Source organism: Helicobacter fennelliae (assembly GCF_900451005.1).
GTDB lineage: Bacteria > Campylobacterota > Campylobacteria > Campylobacterales > Helicobacteraceae > Helicobacter_B > Helicobacter_B fennelliae.
The window spans coordinates 367,585-380,756 of sequence record NZ_UGIB01000001.1 but is presented as its reverse complement, the minus strand read 5'-3'; the positions used below and the strand labels follow the sequence as shown (position 1 = coordinate 380,756).

Below are 13,172 nucleotides of genomic sequence, written 5' to 3'. Positions count from 1 at the left end.
GCAGTCAAGAGTAGTTAAGATATGATTTGAGTCCAGATTTTGCCACTTGCAATATTTGCGTCTATAATGGAGGCTTTGTAGGTTTGATTGACTTCAAGCTCTGTGCTAGATTCTACATACACCCTCGCTCCAAACAATATCTCACTGGTGATTGTGGCAAGTATTGGGTATCGCTCATCAATGATACTTATCTCTACTATTAAGCCTTTATTGGCATACGCGAGGCGAGCGTATTTTCTGTCTTTGAAGTCCATTTCGATTTTGGCGATTTGCCTTTCTTTTTCATTGAGGATTGGGATAATAGCTTGTATAGATTCTAGGACAAAATGAAGTTGCTTTTGTGTTTTGGCATTTGATGTTTGGAGGAGGAGCTTTAAGAGTCTATGCGCGAGAATATCGCTATATCGCCGTATGGGCGAAGTGAAATGCGTATAAGCATCAAACCCCAAACCAAAATGCTTCTCTGCATGATATGCATAATGGGCTTCTTGCTGGGCTTTTATGATGAGTTTATCGATTTCTTTGGCAGTGGGCTTAGCAAGGGCTTGGATTGCTTGGATTTGTGCGTGGAGCTTGCCTTTTGGGATTGTAAAACCAAGCTCGCTTAATCGCACAAAAAGAGCATGGATTCTGTCTTTTGTAGGTTCATTATGCACACGATAGATTCCCTCACTATTGAGATTGTCTCTAAGCATTTGCGCGCTTGAAATATTTGCAAGTAGCATACATTCTTCGATGAGGCTATGGGCTAGGGTTGGTGTTTGTATCGTGATGTGTGAGAGCATTTGGCTAGAATCTAAATGCTGTTTTATCTCTTCAGAATAAAAATCAAATCCAAATTTTAAGCGGTGAGATTTGAGCCTTTGGGTAACCAAAGCAAGATTTTTAAGCCATGCAAATGGATAGACTTTTGGGTGGTTTTTCTTGCTATTTTTAGAATCTTGCAAAAACAAATCCACTTCTTCGTAGCTTAGATTTTGCTTTGGGGTGATGAGGGCTTCAAAAAGCTTCGCGCGCAAGGGTAGTTTGGTACGTTTGTGAAGTGTAATCTCCCAAACCATAGCAAGCTTTGTTTGGTTTTTTTTCAGAGAGCATAGATTCTCGCTAAGTGCGCTTGGTAGCATAGGGTGGCAGATATGCGGAAAATACAAACTAAAGCAGCGGTTTTTGGCTTCCAAATCAAGTGCTGTGTTTGGGGTTACATATTCGCTGACATCGGCGATACCGATGTATAAGGTAGAGTTTTGTTGATCCCAAAAAATCACATCATCAAAATCTTTGGCGTCATTTGGATCGATACTTACAAAATCAAGCCCTCTTAAATCCCTTCTGTGCGGATACAAACTAGAATCCACCTCTTCTCCAAAGCTTTGGGCAAGATTTAGCGCATCTTTTGAAAAATGAGATTCTCGCCCTCCTAAATATAGTGAAATCGCCTCATCGACTTGTGGGTCTAAAAGAGAGCCAAAAATATCTAAAATGCGATCTTTATCATAGCTCAAAACACAATATTTTGGTAACTCAAGCAAGGATTTTTGTGAGAATGGCAATGTGATTGTGTCTTGATTTTTGAGTGATATGCCTATGATTTTGCCTTTTTTCTTTTCAAGATAAATGAGGCGAGGATGATTGTGCTTATCTGATGAGAGAATCTTAATGATTTTGGGGTATTTTGTCGCGACAAGCACAAGGGCTAGATCTTGGTCGCGGAGGTATTTTGATCGGTGTTTGAGACGCATATCTTTTTGTTTGGGGTAGGCGATATTTGTGAGGAAAACTCCATGATTTGTGATGTGGGCTTGTGCGATGATAAATTGCTTGGCAAGTCTAAAACCTTTAGAGTAGGATTTATCAATCGCCCCGCAGGATTTGATTTGCTCAAAAAGAGCAAGATGCTTTTTTGGAATCTCTCGTATTCCAAAGCAGAGTGAAATCAGAAATTCTTTCACTTGCAAACCAAAGACATAATGCGATACGCTTCTTTATCGCATAGTTTTTGGCTAAGCTCAGGACAGAAAAGCTGCAATGCAAAAATAGCCTGCCAGATTAGCATATCTTGCCCATCTTGCGTGTGTAGATTGTGTCGCTTTGCAGAATCTAAAAATATATTTTGCCCGCCATACATCAAATCATACGCGATTTTTGCGCTCTCAAACAAAGGATACAATAGAGATTCTCTCAAAGGCAGAGTATTATGCAAAGTCGCGCTTGTGGCGTTGATGATGAGATCATAGCGCGTGTTTAGAAGTTTATCTTGGCTTACAAAAGGAATGTTTTTTTCCTCAAAAATATGTGCTTTATCAGTCGAGCGATTGGTAACAAAGACATTGATGTTGTTTTGTTTGAGGATAAGTGCGATTGCCTTTGCACTTCCGCCCGCGCCTATAAGAAGTGCGGTTTGAATGTTTTTGTCTTTAATCGTCGTCCAGAATCCAAGCGCATCGGTATTGTAGCCGATGATTTTGCCATCTTCATAGACAAAGGTATTTACAGCACCGATTTCTTGCGCGATCCCTCGCACTTCATCAGCTTGCCTAAAGGCTTGCTCTTTGAATGGAAGTGTGATATTTGCGCCACTGAGTTTGAGTTGCAAAAATGTGGCTTTGAGATGTTTAGCCTCTTGTAAGTGAAATCGCCCATACAGATATGGAAGATTAAGCGATTGCAAGATGGCATTATGGATAAGTGGCGAGAGAGAATGTGCTATTGGATTCCCAAAGACACAAAATTGCTTCATTGTTTTTCTTTAAGGAGTTGGTATAAAACAAATCCTCCAGATTCAAGTTGCGCCCAGCCATTGCTTTGGATTTGTGTGATACGCACTTCTTGATTTGGGCGCAAAGAGCCGATGATTTTTGCGCTTGTTGATGGCTGTTCCCGGATATTGAGCGTGCTTGATGGGCTGAAGGCTATGATTATTGGTTTATCAGCAGAAAGTAAGGCATGTGAGACAAATCCTCCAGATGCAAGCTGTGCCCAATTATCCTTGATCTCGCGAACTGCAATCTCTTGTCCGAAGAAAACTTTATCTATGACTTGACTTGATGTTGATGGGGCTTGGCGGACATTGGCATTATAGACATTGACAAAATAATTATTTAGATTTTGGGCTGGATTCTGATTTAGATTCTGTTCTGGGTTTAGATTCTGATTTAGATCTTGAGGATTTGCAGGCTCTTGATCTAAAATCTCTACTGGTAGATTTTGCGTTTGTGTAGTCAGCTCTGCTTGGGTGAGAGTAATTGGGCTTTCAGGCGCAGTAGTGCTAGAAGTTGTATTTGTGGAAGTCGCATTTGTATTAGCGTTTGCAGAATCTACTTGAGGATTGTCTTGAGATTCTTTATCTTGAGATTCTAGTTGATTTGGGGTTGGATTGTTTTGCGTGATATTGATTTGAGATAGTGGATCTTGTGTGATTGGGGTATTGAGCGTTGATAATGAGGCGAAGTTAGGGGTTTTTTTGATCCCATAAACAACGATGATATAATATAATCCAACGCCTATAAGCAGGATCACTAAAGGTAGTGTATATGCTCTGAAAAACATTTTGAATTTCATTTTATTTCTTATCCCTTATCATAATCTCAATTAAGTCTAGTCAATGATTCGGATTGTCTCACCTTCGACAATTTCTCCTATAGCAAAACCTCCTGTATTGCGTAGAACGACATCTACATTACTTGTTGGTAAAGCAAAAATCATACCAACTCCCATATTAAACACTCGATAGGCTTCTTGTTTGTCGATGTGCTGTGATAAGATGTTGAATATTTCTTGTTTTGGAATGAGTGAGGTTTGTATATGTGCGCCAAAGCCTTGAGGCAAAATTCTAGGTAGATTCTCGATTATTCCGCCACCTGTGATATGCGCTAGGGCATTGATGAGATGTTTATTGTGTTTGAAGGTTTTGACATAGATGTTTGTAGGCGCTAATAGCACATCAATGAGCGGTGTGCCATTTATCATATCATCAAATTTCATCTTGAGTGTCTCAAACAAAATCTTGCGCGCTAATGAATAGCCATTTGAGTGCAATCCGCTACTTGGCAGTGCGATAAGCACATCGCCTTGTTTGATTTTGGATTCTGCTTGGACTTCGCTTTTTTCTGCGATACCTACTGCAAATCCAGCTAAATCAAAGTCGTTTTGTGCATACATTCCGGGCATTTCAGCACTCTCTCCACCGATAAGGGCGCATTCAGCGATTTTGCAACCCTCTACAATGCCCTCAATGACTCTCAAAGCTTGATCTTTGTGGAGTTTGCCTGTGGCATAATAATCCAAAAAAAACATCGGGCTTGCAAAATTACAGATAAGATCATTGACACACATCGCGACAAGATCGATTCCAATAGTGCTAAGCTTGCAAGACTCGATAGCAAGGCGAAGTTTTGTGCCTACGCCATCAGTTGCTGCTAACAAAACCGGCTCTTTGTATCCTGAAGGCAGGGCATACACTCCAGAAAAAGAGCCAATCCCCCAATCACATTTGTATCAAATGTCGTTTTGACTAATAGCTTGAGCTTATCTACAAGCGCGTTGCCTTCATCGATATTGACACCAGAATCTTTGTAAGTTAGCATACGATTTCCTTGCGATTTCCTTGATTTGTATCGCATTATACTTAAATTTAGCGCAAAATATCAAAATCTTTATCATAGATTTGTGTTTGGATCTCAAGAAGTGAGAGAATGGTAGAAAAAATATAATCATGGCTTAGCATGTGGTTTTGTTTAGATTCTAGGATTTTTTGCCATTTTGTATGGTTTGTTTGGTATGGCATACTTTGATTGTTCTTTGCCCTCCCCCCAAATGGGCTTTTAAGCCATATCATTGATGGGATATGTTTTTGGGTTTGTGGTGCTATGGTATAGGGAAACCCACCATGCATATATTGCCCAAACTCACCCAAACTCTCGCCATGATCGCTTACATACCATAGACTAGAATCTATAAAGTGAGATTTTTCAAGCATAGCAATCACTTCTGAGATAAAAAAATCAGTATGAATCAGCGAATTATCATAAGCATTAATGATATGCTCTTGCGGGCAGTTTGCGAGCGTTTCATCTTGGCATACGGGTGTGAAGTATTCAAATTGTTTGGGGTATTTGAGATCATAGCGAGGACCATGGCTTCCTAAGAGATTTATCACGATAAAGGTATTTGGTTTGGCATGTGTGATGATGTCTTGGATTTGAGGAAGCATATCTGTATCGAGTTGTTTGGGTTGATTAAAATACACAATCTGCGATTGCGGCAGTCTATTACACACCCCGCCAATACAACCGCCTCCATTATTGCTTACCCACCATACATTATAGCCTGCATATTGCGCGACATCAAGTAGGTTATCTGTGTATTGGGCTAAATCTCTGTGGATATAGGTTTGCTGTGTGTGATGTGTCAGCATACATGGGATAGAAATAGCTGTAATCACACCGCAAGAGTAGAAATTTTTGAAATAAATAATATTTTGGATTTTGCTTGTAAATGGCGTTGTGTTTTTGTTATATCCATAGGAGGCAAGGTTTTGCGCCCGAGCAGATTCTCCGATTATTAGCACAAAGAGTTTGTTTTTGGCAAGAGTGTGGGCGTCTAAGCCGATGTGCGTGTAGGATTTAGGAAGTATGACTTTGTCAATCACATAATCTCCAGCAGCACGAATTGGGGCTATGGGATTTAGCACAAACATTAAACCGCCTGTGTTTTTGAAAGTAAAGATGATTTTTTGCCCTTGTGTAACATAAAGAGTGCCAATCAAAATAATAAGACAAGGGATAATAAGTGCTTTTTGCTTGCAGTCTTGAATAAATGAAGTTTGGCGAAGCGGAATGCAAAAAAGAATACACATTGGCAAAAATGCCGCAACAATCAAATACACAATAAACTTTAGGCTCAAAAAATCTTTTGCCTCTCGAAAGCTCGTGTTAAGCAAAGATTCTATAATGCTTTTATTAATACCTATTTTGAGTGAATCCATAAAAAACGCACTACACGCACAAATCAAAAATAAAAGTGCTAGCATATAGCGCGCATACACCCTAAAAGTAATAATCTCAATGCAAAGCCAAATAATCAGCACAAACGCAACAAAGAGCGAGACATATAATGAGAATCCACCATTTTGATTAACAAAACTCGAAGCCCTCTCCCAAAAAGAGAGATTATACACAATGCCAAAAATGCAACAACACAGGGCTATAAGGAGATGATAGCTAAAATGTGGCATACGACTTGTGAGATTCCATCGCTTTAGATTCTGATTTGGATTCTTATATTTCATGCTTCTGTTTGCTTTTTTGTTTTTATGTGTATCGGATTATTTCTTTGCTTGAGCGATTTTGCACGGCTATTTTTACATCTATTTTTTGCTATTTTCACGCTATTTTATATTATTTTTTACTATTCTTGTCGTTATTCTTTACACTATTTTTTACATTATTCTTCGATGTAATTTTTAAGTTTGCGTCCGACTTTTGGGTGCTTGAGTTTTTTTATTGCGCTAGATTCTATCTGTCGCACACGCTCACGCGTTACATTAAGCTCTTTACCTATTTCCTCTAATGTGCGATCGCTCTCATCATCAAGTAGCCCAAAGCGCATTTTTATCACGGCTCTTTCGCGCTCATTGAGTTGGTCAAGCACATCTTCAATTTGAGCGCGCAAATCCTCTTTGAGGATATATTCCATTGGCGTGATACTGCTTCTATCCTCGACAAAATCCCCAAACTTCCCGTCATCATCATTGCCAATTGGTGCTTCAAGGCTCACAGGCTCTTTGGTGATTTTTATCACATTTTTGACTTTATCTACACTTAAACCTACTTCTTGAGCGATTGTTTCAACATCTGGTTCTTTGCCTGTTTCTTGCACATATTTACGCATAATTTTGTGGATTCTATTAATCGTCTCAATCATATGGATTGGAATCCGAATTGTGCGCGCTTGATCGGCTATTGCGCGTGATATTGCTTGTCGTATCCACCATGTCGCATAAGTGGAGAATTTAAAGCCTTTTTTGTATTCGAATTTATCCACAGCTTTCATAAGCCCGATATTGCCCTCTTGTATGAGGTCTAAAAATGGCAGTCCGCGATTTGTGTAACGTTTGGCGATGCTTACGACAAGGCGGAGATTAGATTTTGCCATTTTGGTTTTGGCTTTGTCAGAGATGAGTTTTCCGCGCTTGATTTGCTCCAAAATCTCTTTGAGTTTTTCTGGATCAAGATCAAACCCGCCATCGCTTGCTTCTTTTGTTTGGAAGAGTTTTTTAAGCTCGACATATACGCTTACCATTGTTGCTTCTGGCACCGCAGCGACGATGTCTTCACGCGTCATATTGGTGATATTATCCAAAATCTTCTTGTGATTGTCTCTTAATGTATCATTAAAAAGCGGCAGTTTGTATTCAAGTCTTTTGAGCTCTCGCTCAAATCCATCGCCACTTTTTAGGCTATTTTCCATAGCGCGCACGATTTCATTGATAAGCTTGCTTGTGGGTCCAAGATCGAGCAATTTTGTCTTTAAAATCTCTTTTTTGTGCGCGAGGGTTAGAATCAAAAACAAATCATCTTCTGGCTGTGAGGCGTTAGATTCTATGGTTTTAAGCCAATCTTTTTTGGCTTTATCAAGAGCTTTGAAGCTCTCTAGCACTTTTTCAATGCGCCGTTGATCTTTTTTGGAGACTGGACGTCTAGATTCTCCATTTTCGTATTCATCAAGTTCATCAAGCTCATCATCGCTATCAAAATCATCTTCCCCATTTTCGCCCTCTTCATCATCAAAGCTTTTAAATAATTCTTTGACGCGTCTTTCACGATTGATGAGTGCTTCTTTGTAATCATAAATAAAATCAATCAAATATGGCACAGAGCAAATCGCATCTAAGATGATATTTTCGCCAAATTCGATTTGCTTGCTAAATTCGACTTCCTCTTCTTTTGTGAGAAGCTCTATCTGCCCCATTTCGCGCAAATACATTCTAACGGGGCTATCACTTCTGCTCCATTCAAGCAGTTCGCGCTCTTTCATAAAGTCAAATTCGCTCTCAAGCTCTTCATCAAGAATCTTTTTGCGCTCTTCTTCAAGCTTGATTTTGTCTTTGGTATTGAGCGTTTTAGCAAGTTCAGAAGCACTGACAAGTTTGCATTTGTATTTTTCTGCGAGCTCTTGGATTTTTTTGACTTGTGCTTGGGTTGGTGGCTTTTGCAGAATCTGAGCGATCCCTTCATGCGAGACCATTTTTTGATCGGTTTCTTTGAAAAGCTTTTCTAGGTTTTGGTTGATTTCTTTAGCGGACATTTCTACCCTTTATAGATTCTGTGTGGAGTAAAGTTTTTAATCTGTAATATTATCTAAAAATAGATTAAACTCACATAAAACATAAGCTATAAATTATGCGAGTTTATTATGGGTGTTTGGTTCGGTTTTGTTGATTTTGAGTAGATAGCCTGCACCTGAAACATTGGTGATAATATCCTCACTTTCTAAAAATTTCTTGATTCTCACAATCGCCATTCGAAGTGTATTGAGACTGGCTTCATTATCATACACATACGAGATGATACTTTCATACGCGACAACTTGATTGGCGTTTGACATAAGAAACCAAAAGAATTTTTTGAGTTTGGGCGATAAAAACACCTCTTGATCGTTTTTGTAGATTTGCTCATTTATCATATCAAGCTTTATGCCATTTTCAAGATAATGAAATTGTGTTGGTTTTTGATTATTAAGTGCGTAATTGACTAAAATAATTTGCAAATCACGCATATCGATAGGTTTTCTAAAATAAAAAAACGCTTTCATTTTGAGGCTTTTAATAAGATTGATATCTGTATCGTATGAGGTGATAATGATAAAATCTTGATTTGGATTCTCATACAAAATCTCTTCTAGCATATCAAAGCCATTGAGTCTAGGCAGGATAATATCACAGATTATGAGGTCAAATTTTTGCTGATGATACATCTCTAATCCATCCTTGCCATCTTTTGCCCACTCAAAGCTTAAGCAGTATTTCATGAAAGTTTTTTGATGATTTCCCCACACATCACATCACTTTCGACAAGCAAAATTTTTAAATGTTTTATGCAATCGAATACACGCCACATTATCATTAGCCTTTTTGTTTGATAGATCTTTAGCGATTTTGAGTTCAAAAATCGTTGGATTATTTTTTGAGATAATATACAAAATACATCACAAAAACGATAAGAAACTAATCAGCACGATATAGATTCTATTTTGTTTTATTAGTGTTTAGACTACAATATTTTTTTAAAAATTTTTTAAAAATGCGTGATACCAATATGCAGCCCAAAAATCTAAAATCAAGCGTCTATTATACAAAAAAAAAAAACAAATAAAGTATATCTATTTTTGGATTGATTTGGATTGGCGATAAGTTTCAACTGGTATGAGTTTTGCTTCATTGAGAGAGAAAATATTAAAAGAGGGATAGGTATGGAGTATGAATTCAAAGCCCCTGTTTTAGGGTTTGAATATATCACGCGATATGAGTTTGAAAAAATAGATGAATATTTTGCAAAAATCACACAAAAAAATAAACCCAAAAATACAAATCAAAAACATAAAAACAAGAATCTATCTCAAGACTCTCACAATAAAGAGCCACACAAGATAGATAGCCAGAATCTAGATACAACACCCATTGAAATAATGCTTATCAATCCCTACGCACTGCGCGAATATAGCTTTAAGATTCCAAAATACATCGAGCTTTTATTAGGCATTACAAGCAATTCGCAAATTGAAGTGTATTGTCCGCTGACTTTGCATAGCCACATTCAAGATTCTACGATTAATTTTTTGGCACCGATTGTCTTTCATCTTACCAATAAACAAGCCGCACAAGTCGCGCTTTCGATGATGGATTATCCAAATTTTGGCTTCAAAGAGCCATTGCAATCTTTTCTTAAGGAGCGATAATGCCTCATTTTTTGATTACAGGTGGTGGGACAGGCGGGCATTTAGCGATCGCAAAAGCATTGGCTCAAGAGCTCAAAAAAAGAAACATACAAGCAATTTATGTCGGTTCAGTAAGCGGGCAAGATAGGTTATGGTTTGAAAAAAGCGATGTGTTTTTGCAAAGTTATTTTTTGCAAACAACAGGCATTGTCAATAAAAAAGGCATAGCAAAGATTCAAGCACTCATCGCGCAAATTAAGGCTTTGAGGCAGGTTCGCACTATTTTTAAGACACATCATATTGATATTGTGATTAGTGTGGGCGGATTTAGCGCAGGACCAGCGAGCATAGGGGCGATATTGTGGCGTAAGTGGCTCTTTATCCACGAGCAAAACGCAATCAAAGGCAAGCTTAATGCGATTCTCACGCCTTTTGCCAAACAAGTTTTTAGCGCATTTGCAAAAGAATCTACTCCATATCCACTCAAGCAAGAAGTGCTAGATTCTAGGCGCATTCGCAAGGAATTGCGCACGATTATGTTTATCGGTGGCTCTCAAGGCGCAAAAGCTATCAATGATTTTGCATTGCAAATTGCTAAAGAGCTTTTATCAAGGGATATACATATCATTCATCAATGTGGCAAAAATGAGGAGATGCGCGTGCGGGAGGCGTATTTGGTGCAAGGTATTTTGGATTGTGTTGAGTTGTTTGGATTCTCTCAAGATATTGTAAGCTATCTCAAAAAAGCTGATGTGTGCGTGGGGCGCGCAGGGGCAAGTAGTGTGTGGGAAAACGCTGCTATGGGGCTTTTGATGATATACATTCCATATCCATTTGCCGCACAAAATCACCAAGTCTATAATGCGCAATATTTCGTGCAAAAGGGCTTAGGAAGTATGCTATTACAAAGTGATCTCACTAAGGAGCACTTTTTTGCAATCCTTGATACGCTAACCCCTGATACAATCGCCACACTCTCATCGCGCCTCTGCCAAGAGGTAAGCCAAAATGGCGCAGAGGTGATTATTGATGCAATTTTGGAGCGATGGGATAATTTTAAGCGCAATCAGAGCGCAATAAAGCCAAATTCAAAACAATAGCTTAGATTCTAGTCCAAATCGCTAGAATCTAAAACTTCGCAAAAAAGTGCCATTTCGCCAGAAATGCCCCCATCAATAGGCTTATGCACATAAAATGTGTAGCCTAGATTCCAAGATTCTAGCATGGGCTTGATATAGAAAAAATCATCGCTTTTGTGATAAATGCTAATCAGCATAGCGGGTTTTTGGGATTCTATCGTGGCTCTTGCGCCTTTTAGGAATTCCATTTCAAAGCCTTCTATATCGACTTTGATAAAGCCAATGTCAAGATTATGCTCTCTAGCATAGATGTCAAGTGTGGTTACTTCTATGCTCTCTTTTGGGGAGTTTTTGTGGGTTCTAATAAGACTTGAAGCCCCACCATAAATACTCATTGTGAGTGTATCTGGCTTACTGCCTAAGGCTTTTTTGACAGGGATAGCACGCGAGATGTTATTAAGCTTTAGGGTTTGCAAGAGGAGTTTATGATTGCTGCTTGTTGGCTCAAATGTATGGATTGTCTTTGTGGTGAAATCTTTGAGTATAAGCACGCTATCGCCGATAAATCCGCCTACATCTATAATGTCTTTGTTTTTGATTTTGGGAAGGGTTTTTAGGATATTGAGGCTGTGCTTATGCCAAAAAACGCTTGTTTCAAATTGCTTGATAGGAAGCAAATAGCCATTATAATAAAAAATTTTTGGCGCAATCTCAAAAATCTTTGGGTAAAAATTTGTCGCAATCAAATTGAGCTCATCTAATTCTTGCTGTGTGAGTGTGTAGATTCTACCATTTGGGGAGTGGTAGGCTTGTCTTTCACGCGAGATGATCGCATAAATTGTCTGTTTGCTTGCTGTATCAAGGTTTGCGCATAAAGATTGTAGCTTGTCTAAAATCTTATCATCTGTGGCTAGGGATTGATTGATGAGGGTGTTTTTTTGGAGGCTTGGGAGGTTGGTATATGCTTTGTAGCGATGTGTTGTATAAATTGTGATTCCGCAGATTTTGAATACAAAATCATTTATTTCCTTGCCCCCCCCCCATACATAAATATTAGTCATATAAGTAATATATCTTATTCGTTGCACGAGTGGAAAATTTCCAAAATAGAGTGAAAGTGTATAGCCTTCGCGGACTAATGGGATACCAAAGACCCATTTGATTGTTTTATTATTTTTTTGCTCATCGCCAAAAAATTTCATACATACTCCTTAAAGTTGAGAATCTAAAAATACAATCTTTGATTATAGCAGATTTTTTATGTCTGCAAGGATTTTTGTATAAAGTTTGTCTTTTGGTAGAGTGATTGCGTTTGGGAATTTAGAGCGGTTAAATGTCTCTTGTCGTTTGGCAAGCTGATTTGTGTGTGTGGTGATTTGAGATTGGAGCTCTGCAAGAGAGATTTTTTGCTCCAAATACGCTAAACATTCTTTCAATCCTATCGCTTTAAATGGCTGGATTTGCGCGCTATATCGCTCAAGTAGCATTTGTGCTTCGTTAATGATTCCTTCTTTTATCATATTTTGTGTGCGTATGGCGATGTTTTGGCGTAGAATCGATCTTTGTGTCTGGATAGAGTAGAGTTGTATCGGGTAGGGAAGTGGGATTTTGGGGTGAGTGCGCAAATATGCACTCGGCTTTTGATTAGTCGCAAAATACAGCTCTAGGCACTTGTGGATTCTGTATGTATCGCTTGGTTTGATATGGAGTGCAGATTCTGGATCGATTTGGCTAAGCAGAGTGTAGGGGTTTGGCAATGAAGCGATGTGGTGTGTGATTTGCGTAATGGTAGCAGAATCTATCTGTGGCATGGGCGATAACCCTTCAATCATACTCCAAAGATAAAATCCACTTCCGCCCACGATAAATAATACTTTTTTTGATGTGGTTTGAATGGCTTGATTCAAAAGATTGACAAAGACTATCGCGTTGCAATGCTCTTGTGGTTCTAGCTCATTTATACCATAATGCCTAATGGCTTGAAGCTGGGCTGGGCTGGGTTTGGCTGAAGCGATATTGATGTATTTATAAATGCTTAGAGAATCAATCGAGAAAATCTCGCCATCGCATTCTTTGGCAAGGCAGAATCCAAGATCGCTTTTGCCACTTGCGGTTGGAGCGACAATGGCGATGAGTGCTGGAGCTGCCATGATATAGATT

Annotated in this window: 10 protein-coding genes and 1 pseudogene; 2 read left to right on the top strand and 9 right to left on the bottom strand. The window is 38.8% G+C overall.

The window, feature by feature from the left end; all coding sequences use genetic code 11:
• Positions 1-14: 14 nt before the first annotated feature.
• The 7 genes and pseudogenes from DY109_RS01915 to DY109_RS01885 form a co-directional block, all read right to left on the bottom strand.
• The gene (locus DY109_RS01915) at positions 15-1,949 is read right to left on the bottom strand and encodes an RNB domain-containing ribonuclease (RefSeq protein ID WP_023949612.1); all 1,935 of its coding nucleotides are present in this window, start codon (positions 1,947-1,949) and stop codon (positions 15-17) included.
• The gene (locus DY109_RS01910; RefSeq protein ID WP_023949613.1) at positions 1,946-2,737 is read right to left on the bottom strand and encodes a shikimate dehydrogenase; all 792 of its coding nucleotides are present in this window, start codon (positions 2,735-2,737) and stop codon (positions 1,946-1,948) included. The genes DY109_RS01915 and DY109_RS01910 overlap by 4 nt, the downstream gene beginning before the upstream one ends.
• Positions 2,734-3,558 carry an SH3 domain-containing protein gene (locus DY109_RS01905; protein ID WP_023949614.1) on the bottom strand — a complete coding sequence of 275 codons (825 nt, stop codon included), beginning with the start codon at positions 3,556-3,558 and terminating at the stop codon, positions 2,734-2,736. Before DY109_RS01905 ends, DY109_RS01910 begins: the two co-directional genes overlap by 4 nt.
• A 36-nt stretch (positions 3,559-3,594) precedes the next feature.
• A pseudogene (purM, locus tag DY109_RS01900) lies at positions 3,595-4,583 on the bottom strand (phosphoribosylformylglycinamidine cyclo-ligase).
• Positions 4,584-4,630: 47 nt separating this feature from the next.
• Complete coding sequence (locus DY109_RS01895) at positions 4,631-6,286, bottom strand: phosphoethanolamine transferase (protein WP_114996747.1); 1,656 nt, start codon at positions 6,284-6,286, stop codon at positions 4,631-4,633.
• Positions 6,287-6,441: 155 nt separating this feature from the next.
• On the bottom strand, positions 6,442-8,304 hold the full coding sequence (rpoD, locus tag DY109_RS01890) for an RNA polymerase sigma factor RpoD (RefSeq protein ID WP_023949620.1): 1,863 nt from the start codon (positions 8,302-8,304) through the stop codon (positions 6,442-6,444).
• Between the two features lie 93 nt (positions 8,305-8,397).
• Positions 8,398-9,027 carry a response regulator transcription factor gene (locus tag DY109_RS01885; RefSeq protein WP_115737740.1) on the bottom strand — a complete coding sequence of 210 codons (630 nt, stop codon included), beginning with the start codon at positions 9,025-9,027 and terminating at the stop codon, positions 8,398-8,400.
• 441 nt (positions 9,028-9,468) lie between these two features.
• Between DY109_RS01885 and fliW the strand changes: the two genes are divergently transcribed.
• On the top strand, positions 9,469-9,954 hold the full coding sequence (gene fliW / locus DY109_RS01880) for a flagellar assembly protein FliW (RefSeq protein ID WP_023949624.1): 486 nt from the start codon (positions 9,469-9,471) through the stop codon (positions 9,952-9,954).
• The gene (locus DY109_RS01875) at positions 9,954-11,033 is read left to right on the top strand and encodes a UDP-N-acetylglucosamine--N-acetylmuramyl-(pentapeptide) pyrophosphoryl-undecaprenol N-acetylglucosamine transferase (protein ID WP_023949625.1); all 1,080 of its coding nucleotides are present in this window, start codon (positions 9,954-9,956) and stop codon (positions 11,031-11,033) included. Before fliW ends, DY109_RS01875 begins: the two co-directional genes overlap by 1 nt.
• Before the next feature lie 8 nt (positions 11,034-11,041).
• Here the strand turns inward: DY109_RS01875 and DY109_RS01870 are convergent, their stop codons facing one another.
• Together DY109_RS01870 and miaA are read right to left on the bottom strand one after the other, a co-directional pair.
• Positions 11,042-12,214 carry an FkbM family methyltransferase gene (locus tag DY109_RS01870; protein WP_244916627.1) on the bottom strand — a complete coding sequence of 391 codons (1,173 nt, stop codon included), beginning with the start codon at positions 12,212-12,214 and terminating at the stop codon, positions 11,042-11,044.
• 42 nt (positions 12,215-12,256) lie between these two features.
• A complete protein-coding gene (miaA, locus tag DY109_RS01865) occupies positions 12,257-13,162 on the bottom strand; it encodes a tRNA (adenosine(37)-N6)-dimethylallyltransferase MiaA (RefSeq protein WP_023949631.1) in 906 nt (301 codons plus the stop codon).
• Positions 13,163-13,172: the final 10 nt, after the last annotated feature.